Source organism: Bacillus sp. RIT 809 (genome assembly GCF_016892495.1).
Classification (GTDB): Bacteria; Bacillota; Bacilli; order Bacillales; family Bacillaceae_G; genus Bacillus_A; species Bacillus_A cereus_U.
Map to the genome: position 1 here is coordinate 1 of NZ_JAFEMR010000008.1, position 20,637 is coordinate 20,637.

A 20,637-nucleotide genomic window follows, 5' to 3' on the forward strand; every position below is an offset into this window, starting at 1 on the left:
AATAAGGCTCGGTAGCTCAGTCGGTAGAGCAGAGGACTGAAAATCCTCGTGTCGGCGGTTCGATTCCGTCCCGAGCCACCATTTTAATAAAATATGCCGGCTTAGCTCAATTGGTAGAGCAACTGACTTGTAATCAGTAGGTTGGGGGTTCAAGTCCTCTAGCCGGCACCATGTAAGTTTCGGAGGGGTAGCGAAGTGGCTAAACGCGGCGGACTGTAAATCCGCTCCTTTGGGTTCGGCAGTTCGAATCTGCCCCCCTCCACCATTTACACAGGGGCATAGTTTAAAGGTAGAACTGAGGTCTCCAAAACCTCCAGTGTGGGTTCAATTCCTACTGCCCCTGCCAAATATATAAACACAACATGGCGGTTGTGGCGAAGTGGTTAACGCACCGGATTGTGGCTCCGGCATTCGTGGGTTCAATTCCCATCAGTCGCCCCATTTTATTTTTTAAAATTACAAATAAATTAATGGATACTTACATATAATTAAGTAAAACTTCGGTGGGCTATAGCCAAGCGGTAAGGCAACGGACTTTGACTCCGTCATGCGCTGGTTCGAATCCAGCTAGCCCAGCCATTTTTGCGGAAGTAGTTCAGTGGTAGAATACAACCTTGCCAAGGTTGGGGTCGCGGGTTCGAATCCCGTCTTCCGCTCCATTTTAAATTCATATGGCGGCATAGCCAAGTGGTAAGGCAGAGGTCTGCAAAACCTTTACCACCGGTTCAAATCCGGTTGCCGCCTTTATTTTATGCCGATGTGGCGGAATTGGCAGACGCGCACGACTCAAAATCGTGTTCCTTCGGGAGTGTCGGTTCGACCCCGACCATCGGTATCGGTGAATTAAAAAAGACCCTAACAGAAATGTTAGGGTCTTTTTTGTTAAATTATGCTATGTGATTCTAAAATTCGTAATAAACTTAGGAATTCATGTATAATATAACTTGTCGAAAGAACAAAATGATAGTGATTTATATTATGTCTGTAATATGAATCAAAAATGAACTTTTTATATTTCTTTTAAAAATGTGTTGAATACACATTATATTTCATATTAATATTTTTATGTAGATTTAAAATGGGAAAGAGAGTGGAAAGTATGGGTCGTAAATGGAACAATATTAAAGAAAAAAAAGCATCAAAAGATGCAAATACAAGCCGTATATACGCGAAATTTGGACGTGAAATTTATGTGGCAGCAAAACAAGGCGAGCCAGATCCAGAATCAAACCAAACGTTAAGAGTTGTATTAGAACGTGCGAAAACATACAACGTGCCAAGAACAATTATTGACCGTGCGATTGAAAAGGCAAAAGGCGGTTCAGAAGAAAACTATGACGAGCTTCGTTATGAAGGCTTTGGACCAAACGGATCTATGGTAATTGTAGATACACTGACAAATAACGTAAACCGTACTGCAGCAGATGTACGAGCTGCATTTAGCAAAAACAGTGGTAACATGGGTGTAAACGGTTCTGTGGCTTACATGTTTGATGCGACAGCTGTTATCGGTCTTGAAGGTAAAACATCAGATGAAGTTCTTGAAATTTTAATGGAAGCAGATGTAGATGCACGTGACATTCTAGAAGAAGAAGATTCTGTTATCGTTTATGCTGAACCTGATCAGTTCCATTCAGTACAATCTGCACTTAAAGGTGCTGGTGTTGAAGAATTTACAGTTGCAGAATTAACAATGCTTGCACAAAGTGATGTAGAACTTCCTGAAGATGCTCAAGTACAATTTGAAAAAATGGTTGATGCATTAGAAGATTTAGAAGATGTACAGCAAGTTTACCACAACGTAGACTTAGGGGAATAATAAGGTGAAACTTTAATCAGTGGGGGGGTGTTCATCCCCCACTGATTATTACCCCTCACCAATCGGGCGTTTACTGCCCACAAATAGCGGGATATAAGACAGAAGACCCTTTCGTTTAACGAACTGGGTCTTTTTTTATTGAAATAGTTAAGGTGATAAAGTTTTAAAGGGGTTTTGTTGTAGTTATGGAATATGGTTATAGATAGTATTTTAAATAATCGTATTTCTAGGAGGTATTTCTGTGGAGCATAAAACACCAAAGCATATTGTTGCTGTAGCAGGTTACTTAACAAATGAAAAGAATGAGGTGCTTTTAACGAAAGTGCACTGGCGAGCTGATACGTGGGAAATGCCTGGAGGACAGGTAGAAGAAGGGGAAGCGCTCGATCAAGCTGTTTGCAGAGAAATAATGGAGGAAACAGGATTAACTGTGAAGCCTATCGGAGTTACAGGGATTTATTATAATGCTTCTATGCATATTGTAGCTGTTGTTTTTAAAGTAGCATATGTTAGTGGTGAAATAAAAATTCAACCTGAAGAAATACAAGAGGCTAAATTTGTTGCTTTAAACGAAGAGAACATTGATGAGTATATAACGCGTCCTCATATGAAATCAAGGACACTTGATGCGATGAAAGCAATGCATTTCATTCCATACGAAACATGGGAAGTTCAGCCATATAATCTTATAGGAAGATTGTAAAGTTTTGGTTAGTTATTTGAGGACAACTCAAATTGCTAACCTTTTCTTTATGTATACTGTTTCAAAAAAAGGTCACAATAATAAAGTGTAGGCTAATAATTAGTGGGAGAAGCAAGACTACCACCTAACTCCTTTGCTTTAGCCAAGTTTTATGGGAGAAGTCTTACTGCCCGCAAATAGCGAGATAATGCGAAAGCTAGTCTTGATTTTAAGAACGTTTGTTCTGTATAATAGTGATATATCGTATATAATTAGATTGCTAGATGTTTAAAAGTATAAAAGCATAAACTGATATAATAAAAGAATAAAGTGAAATGAAGGAGAGTCCTACTTCCTATAAATAGTATGATAAACAAATGTATATTCAATATTTCATATGAATAGTAGATAAAAAAGGACTGTGATACAATACATTTTTACACCTTACAATGTTGTAAGGTAGGTGTAAGAGAAATCGATGGGATATTCTTTTACAACAAGGTATTCTTAAATTAAGAGTTATATATGCTGTGTGGAAAAGAGGTGTTCGAGATGAAAGAACGAGTATTATCTAGAGTGAATTATCATCAAAAAGTTGCATTAAATCCATTAACTAAATTTCTTTATAAAGCCATTATATTATTATTATTGTTAAGTTTTGCATTATTATTCGTTGGAAATGTAATGATTGAGCGAAGTGATATTAGTAAATTACATGTACCCGCTAAGTTAGAGGTGCCAGAATCATTAACACACGCATTTATTGCGACGGAAGATAAAAGGTTTTATCATCATAACGGTTTAGACTATATAGCAATTATTCGAGCTTCTATTGAAAATATAAAAGCTGGTGGTGTTGTGCAAGGAGGAAGCACAATTACACAGCAGCTATCTAAAAATGCTTTTTTATCTAATGAACGTACATTTTCTCGTAAGTGGAAAGAAATTTTTTATACGAAAAAAATTGAACGTACATTCACAAAGGATGAGATTTTAAAATTATATGTGAGTAATATTTACTACGGAGAAGGAGCATGGGGAATTGAAAAAGCAGCAAACCTTTACTTCGGTAAAAAGGTGGATCAATTAACATTGGCAGAGAGTGCAATGATGGCTGCTGTAGTAAAAGCACCAGCTTATTACTCACCTGCACAAAATTATGATAAAGCAGTTGAGAGACGGAATGTAGTTTTAAGGCTAATGGAGAAAGAAGGGTATATAAATCATGATGAATATGTGCAAGCAGTTAGTGAGAAATTAGTAATTCGTCATGATATAAAAACAGAGCAATCCATGTTAAAAAATGCCCGTGAAAAAGCAGTAAGTTAAGAGAAGTTCCTATATAGGGACTTCTTTTTTTGAATAAATTGTGACAAATCGTGACACAATATCGTCACAAATGTTGTATTTTTGTAATTTATGTGAGCGTGTTCATTGCGTGACCTATGTAAGTATTGATATTATGTGTATTGTGTACAATGCTGTATACAGAATATGAATTTAAAGAGGAATGTATATGAAATCATCGAACAAACTCATGGTTCTTGGTGTAGTTTTTTCTATCGCAGTATTGATTGTAATCGGGACGATTGTGTATAGCATCATAAATGACAAGAAAGATAAAGGGAATGAGATGTTTGCTTATTCTACGCAACAATCTTTAGGGAAAGATGATGCTCCAGTTAAGGTAGTTGAATTTGGAGACTTTAAATGTCCTGCTTGTCGTACTTGGGATGTAACGGTATTACCACGATTAAAAGAAGAGTATATTGATAAAGGTAAAGTGCAGTTATATTTTATTAACTTCCCGTTTATCGGAAAAGACTCTGATTTAGGTGCAGCTGCCGGTGAAGCAATTTATAAACAAGATCAAGATTCATTCTGGATTTTCTATGATGAGATTTATCAAAATCAAAAGAAAGATACGGAAGAATGGATTACAGAAGAATTACTTCTTAATATTGTGAAAGAAAAGCTTCCGAAAATTAATGTAGAACAGTTTAAAAAAGATTTACACAGTAAAGAAATGAAAGACAAAGTACGTAAAGATTCAGATCGTGCTCAAAAATTAAAAGTTCAAGGTGCTCCTTCAGTATATATAAATGGGAATCTTGCAAACCCTGATTTCGATAGTATGAAGAAGGCGATTGATAAAGAATTGAAAAAGTGATGAGGTATCTCATCACTTTTTCGACTTTTTTCGATAAATTTCTTGCTTCGATTTTTTTTACATGCTATACTACTTTACATAAGTTATTTCAATATCTTATATTTATTCATATTTGCGGGTGTAGTTTAGTGGTAAAACAAGAGCCTTCCAAGCTCTGGTCGAGAGTTCGATTCTCTTCACCCGCTCCAAATTTTATTTAATGTTTTTCTGATAAATTGTGATCAACGCAGTGTTTCGTTTCTAAGATAAACGAAGCATTGCGTTTTTTTAATGTTTGAAAATCATAATTATATGCGAAAATAGAAGTAAAGAATATTATTCCAAAAGTGAATTGCTAACCAATATAGTCGTTACATAAGGGATGGATTCATCGGAGGAGGCGATAAAGAATGGATTTTGAACAATTAAAGCAAGATGTAATTGCGTATAGTAAAACGATTGGTATAGATAAAATAGGTTTTGCCAGTGCTTCACCATTTGAGGAGTTAAAGCAGCGTCTAATCGAGCAACAACAATTGAATTATCAGTCTGGATTCGAAGAACCTGATATAGAGAAGAGAACGAATCCACAGCTATTGTTACCTGGTGCGAAATCAATTATTGCGATTGCTTTAGCGTACCCTTCAAAATTAAAAAATGCACCATTAAGTAAGCGTGGGGAACGTCGCGGGATTTTTTGTCGTGCTTCTTGGGGCCAAGATTATCACCTTGTTTTACGAGATCGTTTGCAAAAGTTAGAGGCGTATTTAATCGAAAAGCTTCCGGATATAGAAGTGAAATCAATGGTTGATACAGGGGAGCTAAGTGATCGAGCTGTTTCAGAACGTGCCGGTATTGGATGGAGTGGTAAGAACTGCGCTATTATTACGCCGGAATTTGGTTCGTATGTATACTTAGGAGAAATGATTACGAATGTTCCATTCCCTCCTGATCGGCCAATAGAAGATCAATGTGGAAGTTGTACGAAATGTATTGATATTTGTCCTACAGGTGCTTTAGTACAAGGCGGCCAGTTGGACTCGAAGAAATGTATTGCATTTTTAACACAGACAAAAGGATTTCTGCCTGAAGAATATCGCGATAAAATAGGAAATCGTATATATGGATGTGATACGTGTCAGACTGTTTGTCCGAAAAATAAAGGAATGGATTTTCATAACCATCCTGAAATGGAGCCTGATCCTGAATTAGTTAAACCATTATTAACACCACTTTTAACAATTAGTAATCGTGATTTCAAGGAAAAATATGGGGTTATGTCTGGTTCATGGAGAGGTAAAAAGCCATTGCAACGAAATGCTATTTTAGCACTTGCACATTTTAAAGAAACAGCAGCAATTCCTGATTTAATCGGTGTTATGAAAGATGATCCAAGACCAGTACTTCGGGGAACAGCAGCATGGGCACTTGGGAAAATTGGTGGAGATGGAGTAGGAGAAGACATTGAGAAAGCGATGGAACGTGAGAAAGATGAAGAGGTTCTTCATGAAATGAATCGTGGACTTGAATTGTTAGCACAGAAAAAAGAGTAGATAATATCTCCCTTTTTCATATTGTAATATGGGAGGGAGACGAAATGGTTGTAAAAGCGAATATTGAAAAGCAAGTGCAACAGTTTTTAGCATATATAACAGAGAAACGAACAGATGTAGATGGTATTGCAATAGATTTGTTACAAATGGTACAGAGAAAGAAACAATTGTTTCAAAAGCGTAGTGCACATATAGTGAAAGCAACTGCAGATATTTCTTTCATTAGACAATTAAATAATAATGAGCATCAAGAAATTGATTATCAAATACACTTGAAATATTTAATTAAGCATAAAGAATTATTTTATATCGAAGAGGAACAATTAAAACGACGAGTTTGTTTGAGAAATAGTCGTATAATAGATGATTATGCTCTTGAAGTGTCAGAAGAAATAGAAATAGGTGAAACGTTAGAACGGGAAGTCACGAAAGAAAAATACGGTTCATATCAATATAATCGTTTAGAGGCAGTGAAATATGCAGAGCGTTGGTGGGATGATCGCAATCCTGCATACCGTAATTTTCCTGATAATTGTACAAATTTCATTTCACAATGTCTGCACACTGGAGAAGTGCCAATGAATGGACATCCTAATATTCGTAAAGGGTGGTGGCAAAGGGGAAACCAGTGGAGTTGGAGCTGGGCTGTAGCACACTCTTTTTATTGGTATTTGTCAGGTGCTACAGCTGGTCTTCGAGCAGAAGCAGTAGAAAAGCCAGAAGACCTTATTCTTGGCGATGTAATTGCGTATGATTTTGAGGATGATGGTAGGTGGAATCATACGACAATTGTAGTAGCAAAAGACGCAGATGGTATGCCGCTTGTAAATGCACATTCAGCGAATAGCCGCAGGCGTTATTGGAACTATGAAGACTCTAGTAAATATACACCACAAATGAAATATAAATTCTTTCATATTATTAATGGGTAGAGATTTTTCGTTCAAGTGGTATAATACGTAGTAGACAAAAAATAGAGGTGAATATCGCGTGGGAGTACATGTTGTTTTATATCAACCAGAAATTCCAGCAAATACAGGGAATATTGCACGTACTTGTGCAGCAACTGGAACAGAGTTACATTTGATTAGACCGCTTGGATTTTCAACGGATGACAAAATGTTAAAGCGTGCAGGACTAGATTATTGGCAGCACGTAAAAGTTACGTATTATGATTCAATCGAAGAATTTTATGAGAAAAATAAAGATGGTGAATTCTTCTATTTAACAAAGTATGGCGAGAAAGCTCATACAGCATTTGATTATAGCAAGCGTGAGAAGGATTACTATTTCGTATTTGGAAGAGAAACAAATGGATTACCAGCTAATGTAATTGAAGAAAACTTCGATCATTGTTTACGTATTCCAATGACGGATAAAGTACGTTCATTAAATTTATCTAATACAGCAGCAATTTTAATTTATGAAGCGTTCCGTCAACAAAATTATCCAGGATTAGATTTAGAAATCGTTTATTAAAAGTCGCCATTTGGCGACTTTTTTATTTTTTTAAAAAATATGTAATCATACATTTTAAAAAAGGTACATATTCATATAGAATGAGATATATGAATAAAAATAGATAAGACGGGTTGAGATAAATATGAAGGAACAATATAATAATCAAAATACCTTTTTAAGTATGATAGATATGGATTTAGTAAGACAGGGACTGTTACATGCTATTCAAGATTTAGTGTTTATTGTGAAAGTTATTGACGATGAAACTTTTAAATATATTTATGTGAATAAAATAGGAATGGATCACGCCAGGCTAGGGAAAGAATGTTATGGAAAAACTTTTGCAGAAGTATTACCAGAAGATACGGCAAGGTTATTGCAAGGACAATATGAAAAAGTAATGAGAGAAGCGAGAGCAAATACGTTTTGTGATGTAATTAGTTTGCCAACTGGTGATATACATTATGAATCTTCACTTAATCCAGTATGCGATGTAAATGGAACATGTCAGTTTATTATTTGTATTACTAGAGATATTACAGCACAGGTTAAGAAAAAAGCGGAAATAGAAGAAAAACAAATGTTATTTAAGTCATTACTAGAATATAATAATGATTCCATTGTATCTGTAGATTCTATTGGAAGAATTACATATGCAAATCCAGCAACTTATGAAATTTTTGGGTATCGATATGAAGAGTTAAAGGACCAATTTATTTTTCAGTTTATAAATAAAGAATATGAAAAAACTGTTCAAACTATATTTAAGAATGCTTTACAGGGAAAAGCAAAACAAATTGTTGCAAAGAAATATGTTCATAAAGAAGGATATGAACTTTATATTTCTGTGAGGACTATCCCCATTATTGTGAATAGTGAAATCGTCGGGGTGTACATTGTTACGAGGGATGTTACGAGGCAAGTATTAAATGAGATGAAAACAGAGTATTTGGCTTACTTCGATCAGTTAACGGGGTTAATGAATAGAATATCATGTACAAATAAACTAAATGAATTTTTAGATGATAATAAAGAATTTGCATTGGTTTTTATAGATTTGGATGAATTTCACCTTATTAATGATACATTTGGTCATAAAGAAGGGGATCAAGTATTAAAAAAAGTTACTGAATGCCTACGAGAACTAAAAATAGAAGATATGCATTTATTTAGAGAACATGATGATCAATTTGTTATGTTAATAGAAAATATAACGAAAGAATGCGTAGAGGAAGTGGCACAAACAATATTAAAAAGAATTAGTGAGCATTTTGTAATAGAAGAAGAGGATGTTTATTTGAGTGCATCAATTGGGATTGTAATGGCTCCAAAAGATGGAATGGATGAAAAAATGCTTTTCCAAAGAGTCGACACAGCTTTGGAAAAAGCAAAGGAAAAGGGAAAAGGATATTATTATTTTTATTGTAGTGGATTAGATTGTGAACGTGAACAAAGGTTTATAATAGAGAATCAGTTACATCGTGCTATAGAGAAAAATGAATTTTTCCTATATTATCAACCTCAAATTAATATTGAAACGGGAAAGATAGCCAGTATGGAAGCATTAATAAGGTGGGAGAATAAGGAGCTAGGATTTGTCTCGCCAAATCAATTTATCCCACTTGCTGAAAGAACAGGATTTATTATTAAACTTGATGAATGGGTAGTACATCAAGTTTGTGAACAGATACGTGAATGGTTAAATAAAGGGTATGAAGTTGTACCAATTGCAGTTAATATTTCAGCTAGACATTTTCGTTCTATTACACTAATAGAGATGATTACACGTGCTTTAAATAAGTACAACGTCCCCCCTCATTTATTAGCAATAGAAGTTACAGAAGGGGCTCTTATACATAAAGATTTATCGAAAAGAGTGTTAATGCAGTTAAAAGAACAAAATTTAAAGATTCATTTAGATGACTTTGGAACGGGATATTCATCTTTAAGTTATTTAAAAACATATCCGATTGATACGTTAAAAATTGATCGTTCTTTTATGGAAGGTATATATAGAGATGAAAGAGATACGAATATTACAGCTGCAATTATTCATTTAGCACATACTCTAGGGTTAAATGTAATTGCAGAAGGAGTAGAAAAAGCGGAACAAATACAATTTTTAAAGGAAAAGAATGTGAAACTCGTACAAGGTTATTTTTATAATCGTCCTTTATCGATATACGATGTGGAAAATATTTATTTTAAATAGTGTATAAAAAACAAGAAAAAAAGTGATGTGCTTTTCAGCACATCACTTTTTATGTGTACCTGGTTTATCGTTATAACCAGATGTGAAAATAGCTGTAAGAAATGTGAGTGATACACCTAAAATTAATAATAACTTCATCCTAATTTCCTCCTTACTTTTTCGGTTTACGAATCCTATTTGTGAATCGAAATGTATGTAAGGTTCCTAGAAGAAAAGAATTTATTTACAATGAATAGCAGCGTAAAAACTTTAATACCTTTATTATACAGAATTTTCTTTGAATTTTGGAGAGAATTTTATAGCGCTATTATATATTTCGTTTTGATTTAAAGAATGTTTAAGGACATCCTAGCATACCTTTTATAATAATCCGATTGAACAAGGAGATGGGGGAGGAGCTATAATGGATATTCTAAAGAAAATTGAACAATATCGGGAAGCAGAAGAACGTTTACAATGGGAAGGTACGTTTGCGGAGTATTTGGAGCTTGTGAAAGAAAGACCATGGGTGGCTCAAACAGCACACTCTCGCATTTACAATATGATAAAAGATGCTGGAATTGAAGAAGTTGATGGTAGAAGAAAATATAACTTCTTTAGTAATCAGCTATTTGGATTAGAGGATGCTTTAGAACGCCTTGTGGAAGAATATTTTCATCCATCTGCAAAACGATTAGATGTTAGAAAACGTATTTTGTTATTAATGGGGCCTGTTAGTGGGGGGAAATCAACATTAGTTACGATGTTGAAACGAGGATTAGAAACATATTCACGAACAGATCGTGGAGCGATTTTTGCATTAAAAGGCTGCCCAATGCATGAAGATCCACTTCATTTAATTCCGCAGCATTTACGGAATGATTTCTTTGATGAGTATGGAGTAAGAATTGAAGGGAATTTATCACCATTAAATGTTATGCGTCTAGAGCAAGAATACGGGTCAAGAATTGAGGATGTAGTTGTAGAGCGTATTTTCTTCTCTGAAGATCGCCGTACAGGAATTGGTACATTTAGTCCTTCTGATCCAAAATCACAAGATATTGCCGATTTAACAGGTAGTCTAGATTTTTCTACAATTGCAGAATACGGTTCGGAATCAGATCCTCGTGCATATCGATTTGATGGAGAATTAAATAAGGCGAACCGTGGAATGATGGAATTCCAAGAGATGCTAAAATGTGATGAGAAATTTTTATGGCATTTATTATCGCTTACACAAGAAGGAAATTTCAAGGCAGGCAGATTTGCGCTTATTTCAGCAGATGAATTAATTGTAGCGCATACAAATGAAACAGAGTATCGTTCCTTCATAGCAAATAAGAAAAATGAAGCATTGCATTCACGAATTATTGTAATGCCGGTTCCATATAATTTACGGGTTAGTGAAGAAGAACATATTTATGAAAAAATGATTCGTGAAAGTGATGTGTCCAATGTTCATATTGCACCGCATACACTTCGCGTTGCAGCAATGTTCACTATTTTAACTCGTCTAAAAGATCCGAAGCGTCCGGATATTGATTCAATTAAAAAGATGCGTTTATATGATGGAGAAACGGTAGAAGGGTATAATGCGATTGATGTAGAAGAATTGCAACGCGAATATCAAGATGAAGGTATGAAGGGGATTGATCCTCGTTATGTCATTAACCGAATTTCTTCTACAATTATTCGAAAAGAGGTACCATCTATTAATGCACTAGATGTACTGAGATCGTTAAAAGACGGATTGGATCAGCACCCGTCAATTAGTAGTGAAGACCGAGAGCGCTATATGAATTTCATCTCATTAGCGAGAAAAGAATACGATGAAATTGCTAAGAAAGAAGTACAAAAAGCGTTTGTTTATTCATACGAAGAATCAGCTAAGACACTTATGGATAATTACTTAGATAACGTCGAAGCGTACTGCAATAAATCAAAATTACGTGATCCTTTAACAGGTGAAGAAATGAGCCCAGATGAAAAACTTATGCGTTCGATTGAAGAGCAAATTGGAATTTCAGAAAATGCTAAAAAGGCATTCCGTGAAGAAATTTTAATTCGCATTTCTGCTTATGCACGTAAAGGGAAGCGCTTTGATTATAATTCACACGAACGTCTTCGTGAAGCGATTCAGAAAAAACTATTTGCTGATTTAAAAGATATAGTGAAAATTACAACATCAACGAAAACACCAGACGAAAATCAGCTTAAGAAAATCAATGATGTTGTTGCACGCTTAATTGATGAGCATGGCTATAATTCTTCATCCGCGAATGAATTGTTACGATATGTAGGTAGTTTGTTAAATCGATAGTTTGATAACAAAACGCTGTCTCTTATTCTTGGGACGGCGTTTTGTTATCTATTGATATTTGTAAAAAATGTCATAGCTTGTCCGAATATAATAAATTAAGATGCGATTTTATGAATTTATTGTCAATTATTTTTACAATATGCATATGATAGAGTAACCAACCATTCATACAAAAAAGCCAACACAATACAATATGTTGCAAAACGAAAATGTGTGCAACAATGCATTGTGTTTCTTTCTTATCAACGGCTGAATGTTTCTTTCTATTATGTGAGTGGCAAAATTTTGTTTAAGATGCTCGGAGTATTGTATGAAAAACGCTATATATGTTTATGGGATGATTTTCGATGAACAGTTATTTTTCAAATATTATAGTTACGCACACTAGAAAACAAAATTATAGATTGCTGTTCATAAGAGAAAACAAATACAGTAAGGGGGGAAAGGCATGGGCGAAGAAAATCAACCAAACTATACAATTTCACAGGAAAACTGGTCCCTCCATCGCAAAGGATATGACGACCAACAACGCCATCAAGAAAAAGTACAAGAGGCAATTAAAAATAATTTACCAGATCTTGTAACGGAAGAAAATATTGTTATGTCTAATGGTAGGGATGTTGTGAAAATACCGATTCGTTCTTTAGATGAATATAAGATTAGATACAATTATGATAAAAATAAACATGTTGGGCAAGGGAACGGTGACAGCAAAGTTGGCGATGTCGTTGCGAGAGATGGATCAGGTGGTCAAAAGCAGAAAGGACCAGGAAAAGGGCAAGGGGCAGGAGATGCAGCTGGAGAAGATTATTATGAAGCAGAAGTCTCAATTTTAGAATTGGAGCAAGCGTTTTTCAAAGAGTTAGAGTTGCCTAATTTAAAGAGAAAAGAACTGGATGAAAACCGGATTGAACACATTGAATTTAATGATATTAGAAAAACAGGATTATGGGGAAATATCGATAAGAAGCGAACGATGATATCTGCATATAAACGAAATGCAATGCGTGGTAAAGCATCTTTCCATCCAATTCACCAAGAAGATTTAAAGTTCCGTACTTGGAATGAAGTGTTAAAGCCAGATTCAAAAGCTGTTGTATTAGCGATGATGGATACGAGTGGATCGATGGGGATATGGGAGAAGTATATGGCACGTAGCTTCTTTTTCTGGATGACAAGATTTTTACGCACAAAGTATGAAACCGTAGACATTGAGTTTATTGCCCATCATACGGAAGCGAAGGTCGTTACAGAAGAAGAATTTTTCTCAAAAGGAGAAAGTGGTGGAACGATCTGTTCTTCCGTATACAAAAAAGCACTTGAGTTAATCGATAATAAATATTCACCAGACCGTTATAATATTTATCCATTCCATTTTTCAGACGGTGATAATTTAACTTCGGATAATGCTAGATGTGTAAAGCTTGTTGAAGAGTTGATGAAGAAGTGTAATATGTTTGGGTATGGGGAAGTGAATCAGTACAACCGCCATAGTACGCTCATGTCAGCCTATAAAAATATTAAAGATGAGAACTTCAGATATTATATTTTAAAACAAAAAGCAGATGTATTTCATGCGATGAAGAGCTTTTTTAAAGAAGAATCAGGAGAGAAAATGGCATAACCCCTTTTGAAGGGGTTTATTTTTTTGTAAACTTTTTATTTTTTTAGTTGACAATGATAATGAAAATCATTATCATTTATTCGAGGATGATTACATTTTGATTTATATATTTCGGAGGAGATGTAAAGTTGAAAAAAAACAAAAGAAAACATATAAATGCAATGTTAATAGCGGCGACGTTATCGTTACCGTTTGCTGTATATTCGACACCTGCTTTAGCGGCAGTAGCAATTGAGGCAAATAAAACTGGATATGCTTTAGAAAATGGTACATATGATGCTGTTATTAAAGCGTATAAAGATAAAACAAATGAAGAGTCCATGGCAGCTGTTTATATAAAGGATCCGAAATTAACAATCGAGAATGGAAAGAAAATCGTAACGGCAACGTTAAGTGATAGTGATTTCTTTCAATACTTGAAAACAGAGGATATTCATACTCCTGGTGTGTTTCATGATGTGAAAGTAATATCTGAGGATAAAAAGAAAAATGGGACGAAGGTTATTCAATTTGAAGTTGGAGAACTAGGAAAAAGGTATAATATGCAAATGCATATTTATATTCCAACAATGGGATATAATAATAAATATCAAGTACAGTTTGAAGTAAATACTTTAAATTTAGAAAATGATGTTCCAGAAAAGCAAAAGGAAAATAAAGAGGATAAAGTGGAAAAACAAGAAAAAGTTGCGAATGTAGTAGTTGATAAGAAATTACAACAGCATATTAATAAGTACAATTTAGATAGAAAAAATATAAATGAACCTATAACGAAGGAAGATTTATTAAAGATTAAAACATTAACCATATATTCAGGTGAAGGAATAAATGAAATAGCTGGTTTAGAATATATGACAAACTTAGAGAAGTTGACATTAAGAGAGTCTAATGTAACAGACATATCTGCTATCTCGGAATTGAGATATTTAAAGTTTTTAGATTTATCCTCTAATCCAATTGAAAGCATTCAACCCGTTTCTAAGCTAGAGAATCTTGACATGCTCTTTTTAAGAGATAACAAAATTGCGGATCTTACACCATTAAGTCAAATGAAAAAGATTAAAACATTAGATTTAATCGGTAATAATATAAAAGATCTTACACCATTATTTACAGTGTCATCTTTAAAAGAAGTATACTTAGCAAATAATCAAATTAGTAATCTTTCGGGTATTGAGAAGTTAAAGAATGTGAAACTACTATGGATAGGAAATAATAAAATTAGTGATGTTGAGCCTATTAGTAAAATGAGTAATCTTATTGAACTAGAAATTGCTGATAGTGAAATAAAAGATATATCACCATTATCTAAATTAGGAAAATTACAAGTACTGAATTTAGAAGAGAATTATATTTCTGATATATCAGCACTTGGCGAGCTAACAAATTTACACGAAGTAAATCTTGCAGCGAATGAGATTTTTGATATAAGGCCTGTTCAAGAACTAGGTAAGCGAATTTGGATTGACATTCAGAGACAAAAAATCTTTTTAGATGAAGCAAGCGTAGATGAAGCAATAAAAATTCCAATATATAATCTTAAAGGAGAACCACTTCAAAATATTAATTTAAAAAGTGAGGGAGCTACTCTGAATAACGGATTTATAAAATGGAATAGCCCTGGAGAAAAAATATATGAATTTAGATTAGATACGAATTCTGCTGAAAGTAAAATAAGGTTTAATGGGATGGTTATACAGAATATAGTTGAAAAACAAAAAGAAAGTGAAAATGTAATTCTTGATAAAACTTTACAACAACATATTAATAAAGAGAATTTAGGTAGAGAGAATCTCAATGCCCCTATAACAAAAGAGGATTTATTACAGATTAAAACATTAGAGATACTTAAAGAAAAAGGAAAAGAGATAAAGGATGTAACTGGTTTAGAGTCCATGGTGAATTTAGAAAACTTAACTTTAGAAGGAGTGGGCTTGAAAAATATTGAGTTCATCTCGAACTTGAAACAATTGAACGCTATGAATGTATCTCATAATCAAATTGAAGATATAACATCGTTATCTTCATTGAAAAATCTACAGTGGTTAAATCTTGCAGACAATCGTGTTAAAGATGTATCGGTTCTTGGCTCGATGTTAGACTTAATTAGTCTAAAATTAGCTGGAAATGAGATTCGTGATGTAAGGCCGTTAATACAGTTAGGCCAGTGGTTTACAATTGATGTCGGAAGACAAAAAATCGTTTTAAATGATGCAAAAGTAAATGAAGAAATTCAAGTTCCTGTATATGATTTAGAAGGAGAAACTATTGAGAATATTAAATTGACAAGTGAGGCGGGAACGCTTAATAACGGAGTAATAAAATGGAGTACTCCAGGCGAAAAGGTATATAAATTCGAGTTAGATTCTGATGAAATTAGTATAAGATTTAACGGAACAGTGATTCAAAATATAGTTGAAAAAGAAGAAGTAAAAGAGCCGGTAAAAGAAGTTGAAGAAACAAAAGGAGAAGTAAAAGAGCCGGTAAAAGAAGTTGAAGGTATAAAAGAAGAAGTGAAAGAACCAGCAAAAGAAGTTGAAGAAACAAAAGAAGAAGTAAAAGAAGTTGAAGGTACAAAAGAAGAGGTAAAAGAAGCGACAACTAGATTGGATCAAGAGCCAAAAGGGGATAATCAAGTTGGGTCAGTGAAAGTGGTAGAACAAGAGAGTACGAAAGAAAAAGATTCAAATAAACAACATGCTAAGAAGCAAGAGGAAAATCAGAAATCTTTAGCAGCAACTGGTGGTCAAGCTAACACATCGAGTTTACTTTCTGGATTAGCACTTGTTCTTTCAGCATTAAGTATGTTTGTATTTAGAAAGAGATTATTTAAGGAATAAATAACGTTTTATCTTATTATTACAAATAATATATTTTTTTTTGAGAAGACCTTATCATAGCAATTTCATGTTGAAATATGCTTATGATAAGGTCTTTTTGAATAGGGGAAGGATATTAATACGAGGATGTTTTGATCACTTAAATAATGGAGAAACTGTAGCGGAAATTGTGAGTACTTTTCGTTCACGATACGTTCAAAAGGTATGAAGAAATAATATGAAATATTGCATTTTATATCATTTTATCCAGATAATATGTTAATTTCGTGAATGGAATATATAAATAGGGGGCAATGATATGAACAAGAAATTAAAGATTAATAAAGTGATGCTTAGTATTAGTACAATGGCGCTATCGTTAGGAGCAATTCAAACGAATGTATTAGCAGAAGAAAAGGTCCCATATAATGTATTGCATTCGAAACCAGTTGGAATTGAAAAACCAGTAGATGAGATCGGACACGCTTCTAAAGCTGAGGAAACATTATCATTTCAAGAACGTTTAAAAGTAGGAGACTTTTCACAGCGACCAGCATCTATTATGAAGAGTTCAAAAGTAAAGCAGGTTAAAGAAAGTTATTCAATGGCGGATTTAAACAAAATGAGTCATCAAGAATTGATTGAAACGTTAGGAAGTATTAAGTGGAATCAAATTACAGACTTATTCCAGTTTAATGAAGATGCAAAAGTCTTTTATAAAGATAACGGAAAAATGCAAGTGATTATAGACGAATTAGCTCATAGAGGTAGTACATTTACGAAAGATGATTCAAAAGGAATTCAAACGTTTACTGAAGTGTTACGTTCGGCTTTTTATCTTGCATTTTATAATAATGAATTAAGCGCCTTAAATGAAAGAAGCTTCCAGGATAAATGTTTACCTGCTTTAAAAGCAATCGCAAAAAATCCAAACTTTAAGCTTGGAACAAATGAGCAAGATACAGTAGTATCTGCATACGGTAAATTAATTAGTAATGCATCAAGTGATGTTGAAACGGTGCAATACGCATCGAATATTTTAAAACAATATAATGATAATTTTAATGCATATGTAGACGATCGTATGAAAGGACAAGCTGTGTACGATATGATGCAAGGCATTGACTATGATATACAGTCTTACTTAATTGAGGCTCGTAAAGAAGCGAATGAAACGATGTGGTATGGAAAAGTAGATGGGTTTATTAATGAAATAAATCGTATTGCTCTTCTAAATGAAGTAACGCCAGAAAATAAATGGCTCGTTAATAATGGAATTTATTTTGCTAGCCGTTTAGGAAAGTTTCATAGCAATCCAAATAAAGGATTAGAGGTTGTTACACAAGCAATGCATATGTATCCACGTTTAAGTGAACCGTATTTTGTTGCGGTAGAACAAATTACAACAAACTATAACGGGAAAGATTATAGCGGGAATACGATAAATTTAGAAAAGATACGTGAAGAAGGGAAAGAGCAGTACTTACCAAAAACGTATACATTTGATGATGGATCTATTGTATTTAAAACTGGGGATAAAGTGTCAGAAGAAAAAATTAAGAGATTATATTGGGCCGCGAAGGAAGTAAAAGCGCAATATCACCGCGTAATTGGAAATGACAAAGCTTTAGAACAAGGCAATGCAGACGATGTATTAACGATAGTAATTTATAATACTCCGGATGAATATCAGTTAAATAGACAACTGTACGGATATGAGACGAATAACGGTGGAATTTATATTGAAGAGACAGGTACATTCTTTACATATGAGCGTACGCCAGAGCAAAGTATTTATAGTTTAGAAGAGCTATTCCGTCATGAGTTTACTCATTATCTTCAAGGGAGATATGAAGTTCCTGGTTTATTTGGAAGAGGAGATATGTATCAAAATGAAAGATTAACTTGGTTCCAAGAAGGGAATGCAGAATTTTTCGCAGGATCTACTCGTACAAATAATGTAGTACCGAGAAAGAGCATCATTAGCGGATTATCATCTGATCCTGCAAGCCGTTATACAGCAGAGCGTACACTATTTGCTAAATATGGTTCTTGGGATTTCTATAACTACTCGTTCGCATTGCAGTCGTACTTATATACTCATCAATTTGAAACGTTTGATAAAATTCAAGATTTAATTCGTGCGAATGACGTGAAAAATTATGATACATATCGTGAAACTTTAAGTAAAGATCCGAAGTTAAATAAAGAGTACCAAGCTTATATGCAGCAGTTAATTGATAATCAAGATAAGTATAATGTGCCGGAAGTAGCAGATGATTATTTAACTGAACATGCACCAAAATCGTTAACAGAAGTGAAGAAAGAAATTAGTGAGACGTTGTCTATGAAAGATACAAAAATGACAAAATATGAGTCTCAATTCTTTAATACATTTACATTAGAAGGTACGTTTACAGGTAGTGTAACAAAAGGTGAATCAGAAGACTGGAACGCAATGAGTAAAAGAGTAAATGAAGCTTTAGAACAATTACCGCAAAAAGAATGGAGCGGCTACAAAACGGTTACAGCATATTTCGTCAATTATCGTGTGAATAGTTCCAATCAATTTGAATATGATGTAGTCTTTCATGGTATCGCAAAAGATGACGGAGAAAATAAAGCTCCGACAGTTAATATAAACGGTCCTTATAATGGGCTTGTAAAAGAAGGAATTCAATTCAAAAGTGATGGATCAAACGACGAAGATGGAAAAATCGTTTCTTATTCATGGGAGTTTGGAGACGGAAGAACAAGTACAGAAGTTAATCCAGTACATGCATATGAAAGAGAAGGAACTTATAAAGTAGCGTTAAGAGTAAAAGATGATAAAGGAAAAGAGAGTAGAAGCGAAACAAATGTTACGATTAAAGATGGACGTTTAACAGAATCTGAACCAAATAATCGTCCAGAGGAAGCAAATCGTATCGGGCTAAACACTACTATAAAAGGTAGCCTTATCGGCGGGGATCACACCGATGTTTATACATTTAATGTAGCATCAGCGAAAGATATCGATATTTCTGTTTTAAATGAGCATGGAATCGGGATGACATGGGTACTTCACCATGAATCAAATATGCAAAATTATGCAGCTTACGGTCAAGCTAATGGAAATCATATAGAAGCAAAATTTAATGCAAAACCAGGTAAGTACTACTTGTATGTATATAAATATGATAATGGCGATGGAACATACGCATTATCAGTAAAATAAGTGCTTTTCCAATGTATGTTTAACTTTACTTTTTGTGGAAAATAGTATATTATATAGATATACAATATATCGGTTATTTACTAGGAGGAGCCTGTCACAATAGGTTTCTCCTGTTCTTTTTTAGAGGCCTGTCTTACAGGTTTTTCTTTAAAAGATAAATAACTGAAAATTAAGAACGATAATCTTTGAAAGAGGTGATTCATACAAATAAAAAGGGGGTTGTTTAAGAAAGGGGGATAAGAAATGGTCTTGTTTGGTTATCCACTTGAAACAATTTATTTATACGGATTTATAATTGCAACTATACTTACTATTATTTATATCTTTTTTGGAGATATTTTTGAATCAATATTTAGTTTTGGAGGCGGATCTGTATCCGTTGTAACGTTGCTACTTAGTTTTTTCGCAATGTTATGTGGACTTAGTTATATAGGAGAGTATTTATATTCCTATAATAGTCTCGTTATTTTCGGGGGCTCATTTGCTATATCTTTCATCGGTGTTTTCATAATGAAAATATTAATTTTAAAACCAATTGCAGAAGCAGAACAAAACACGGTGCAACGTATGGATGAATTCATTGGTTGCAAGGGAGAAGTCATTACGACAATTCCTACAGAAGGATTTGGTGAAGTATTAATCTCCTCTAAATTTGGAAGTAATGCAATCCCAGCTAAAACAATTGGAAAGAAAGATATTTCACAAGGAACTGAAGTTATTATCGAGGGAGTTCAAGATGGTGTTTTGCTTGTACAGAACATCGCTTATTCTTTAAAAAAACCAAAATTATAAGGGGGAATTT

General features: G+C 34.0%; 13 protein-coding genes and 10 tRNA genes. All 23 read left to right on the forward strand.

Going from position 1 to position 20,637, the window contains the following annotated elements:
• The first annotated feature begins 5 nt into the window (after positions 1–5).
• The 23 genes from JTF23_RS10530 (at position 6) to JTF23_RS10640 (ending at position 20,627) form a co-directional block, all read left to right on the forward strand.
• Positions 6–81, forward strand: a tRNA-Phe gene (locus JTF23_RS10530).
• Between the two features lie 14 nt (positions 82–95).
• Positions 96–171 (forward strand) — tRNA-Thr (locus JTF23_RS10535).
• Positions 172–181: 10 nt separating this feature from the next.
• A tRNA-Tyr gene (locus JTF23_RS10540) sits at positions 182–265 on the forward strand.
• 7 nt (positions 266–272) lie between these two features.
• Positions 273–346, forward strand: a tRNA-Trp gene (locus JTF23_RS10545).
• Between the two features lie 19 nt (positions 347–365).
• Positions 366–441: transfer RNA gene (locus tag JTF23_RS10550), tRNA-His, on the forward strand.
• 63 nt (positions 442–504) lie between these two features.
• Positions 505–579, forward strand: a tRNA-Gln gene (locus tag JTF23_RS10555).
• Positions 580–584: 5 nt separating this feature from the next.
• Positions 585–659 (forward strand) — tRNA-Gly (locus tag JTF23_RS10560).
• A gap of 14 nt (positions 660–673) precedes the next feature.
• A tRNA-Cys gene (locus JTF23_RS10565) sits at positions 674–744 on the forward strand.
• A 9-nt stretch (positions 745–753) separates the two neighbouring features.
• A tRNA-Leu gene (locus JTF23_RS10570) sits at positions 754–835 on the forward strand.
• A gap of 264 nt (positions 836–1,099) precedes the next feature.
• Complete coding sequence (locus tag JTF23_RS10575) at positions 1,100–1,819, forward strand: YebC/PmpR family DNA-binding transcriptional regulator (RefSeq protein ID WP_002113875.1); 720 nt, start codon at positions 1,100–1,102, stop codon at positions 1,817–1,819.
• 241 nt (positions 1,820–2,060) lie between these two features.
• Entirely contained in the window at positions 2,061–2,522 is a 462-nt protein-coding gene (locus JTF23_RS10580; RefSeq protein WP_002063701.1) for an NUDIX hydrolase, read from the forward strand.
• Positions 2,523–3,053: 531 nt separating this feature from the next.
• A complete protein-coding gene (locus JTF23_RS10585) occupies positions 3,054–3,830 on the forward strand; it encodes a transglycosylase domain-containing protein (protein WP_002113878.1) in 777 nt (258 codons plus the stop codon).
• Positions 3,831–4,017: 187 nt separating this feature from the next.
• Positions 4,018–4,671, forward strand: coding sequence for a DsbA family protein (locus JTF23_RS10590; RefSeq protein ID WP_002113880.1), 654 nt, complete (start codon positions 4,018–4,020; stop codon positions 4,669–4,671).
• 114 nt (positions 4,672–4,785) lie between these two features.
• Positions 4,786–4,859: transfer RNA gene (locus JTF23_RS10595), tRNA-Gly, on the forward strand.
• A 201-nt stretch (positions 4,860–5,060) separates the two neighbouring features.
• Positions 5,061–6,203, forward strand: a complete 1,143-nt coding sequence (queG, locus tag JTF23_RS10600; RefSeq protein WP_204208706.1) for a tRNA epoxyqueuosine(34) reductase QueG — start codon at positions 5,061–5,063, stop codon at positions 6,201–6,203.
• Between the two features lie 44 nt (positions 6,204–6,247).
• Positions 6,248–7,135 (forward strand): amidase domain-containing protein, encoded by an 888-nt coding sequence (locus tag JTF23_RS10605; protein ID WP_204208707.1) that lies wholly within the window; start codon positions 6,248–6,250, stop codon positions 7,133–7,135.
• A 58-nt stretch (positions 7,136–7,193) separates the two neighbouring features.
• Positions 7,194–7,682 carry a tRNA (uridine(34)/cytosine(34)/5-carboxymethylaminomethyluridine(34)-2'-O)-methyltransferase TrmL gene (gene trmL, locus JTF23_RS10610; protein ID WP_000538149.1) on the forward strand — a complete coding sequence of 163 codons (489 nt, stop codon included), beginning with the start codon at positions 7,194–7,196 and terminating at the stop codon, positions 7,680–7,682.
• Positions 7,683–7,806: 124 nt separating this feature from the next.
• Positions 7,807–9,876: a sensor domain-containing protein gene (locus JTF23_RS10615; protein WP_016103476.1), complete on the forward strand. Its 2,070-nt coding sequence runs from the start codon at positions 7,807–7,809 to the stop codon at positions 9,874–9,876.
• A 403-nt stretch (positions 9,877–10,279) separates the two neighbouring features.
• Entirely contained in the window at positions 10,280–12,175 is a 1,896-nt protein-coding gene (locus tag JTF23_RS10620; protein WP_002159367.1) for a PrkA family serine protein kinase, read from the forward strand.
• A gap of 448 nt (positions 12,176–12,623) precedes the next feature.
• Positions 12,624–13,799 (forward strand): sporulation protein YhbH, encoded by a 1,176-nt coding sequence (gene yhbH, locus JTF23_RS10625; RefSeq protein ID WP_002113900.1) that lies wholly within the window; start codon positions 12,624–12,626, stop codon positions 13,797–13,799.
• Positions 13,800–13,927: 128 nt separating this feature from the next.
• On the forward strand, positions 13,928–16,639 hold the full coding sequence (locus JTF23_RS10630; RefSeq protein WP_204208708.1) for a leucine-rich repeat domain-containing protein: 2,712 nt from the start codon (positions 13,928–13,930) through the stop codon (positions 16,637–16,639).
• A 298-nt stretch (positions 16,640–16,937) separates the two neighbouring features.
• A complete protein-coding gene (gene colA / locus JTF23_RS10635; RefSeq protein WP_204208709.1) occupies positions 16,938–19,835 on the forward strand; it encodes a collagenase in 2,898 nt (965 codons plus the stop codon).
• 243 nt (positions 19,836–20,078) lie between these two features.
• On the forward strand, positions 20,079–20,627 hold the full coding sequence (locus tag JTF23_RS10640) for an NfeD family protein (protein ID WP_204208710.1): 549 nt from the start codon (positions 20,079–20,081) through the stop codon (positions 20,625–20,627).
• The last annotated feature ends 10 nt before the right edge of the window (positions 20,628–20,637 follow it).

Bases quoted from the DNA above. Each gene is read 5' to 3' on its own strand.
- JTF23_RS10615 (WP_016103476.1), top strand. From the start codon at position 7,807: ATGAAGGAACAATATAATAATCAAAATACCTTTTTAAGTATGATAGAT.
- JTF23_RS10590 (WP_002113880.1), top strand. From the start codon at position 4,018: ATGAAATCATCGAACAAACTCATGGTTCTTGGTGTAGTTTTTTCTATC.
- JTF23_RS10585 (WP_002113878.1), top strand. From the start codon at position 3,054: ATGAAAGAACGAGTATTATCTAGAGTGAATTATCATCAAAAAGTTGCA.
- yhbH (WP_002113900.1), top strand. From the start codon at position 12,624: ATGGGCGAAGAAAATCAACCAAACTATACAATTTCACAGGAAAACTGG.
- colA (WP_204208709.1), top strand. From the start codon at position 16,938: ATGAACAAGAAATTAAAGATTAATAAAGTGATGCTTAGTATTAGTACA.
- queG (WP_204208706.1), top strand. From the start codon at position 5,061: ATGGATTTTGAACAATTAAAGCAAGATGTAATTGCGTATAGTAAAACG.
- JTF23_RS10640 (WP_204208710.1), top strand. From the start codon at position 20,079: ATGGTCTTGTTTGGTTATCCACTTGAAACAATTTATTTATACGGATTT.
- JTF23_RS10605 (WP_204208707.1), top strand. From the start codon at position 6,248: ATGGTTGTAAAAGCGAATATTGAAAAGCAAGTGCAACAGTTTTTAGCA.
- JTF23_RS10620 (WP_002159367.1), top strand. From the start codon at position 10,280: ATGGATATTCTAAAGAAAATTGAACAATATCGGGAAGCAGAAGAACGT.
- JTF23_RS10575 (WP_002113875.1), top strand. From the start codon at position 1,100: ATGGGTCGTAAATGGAACAATATTAAAGAAAAAAAAGCATCAAAAGAT.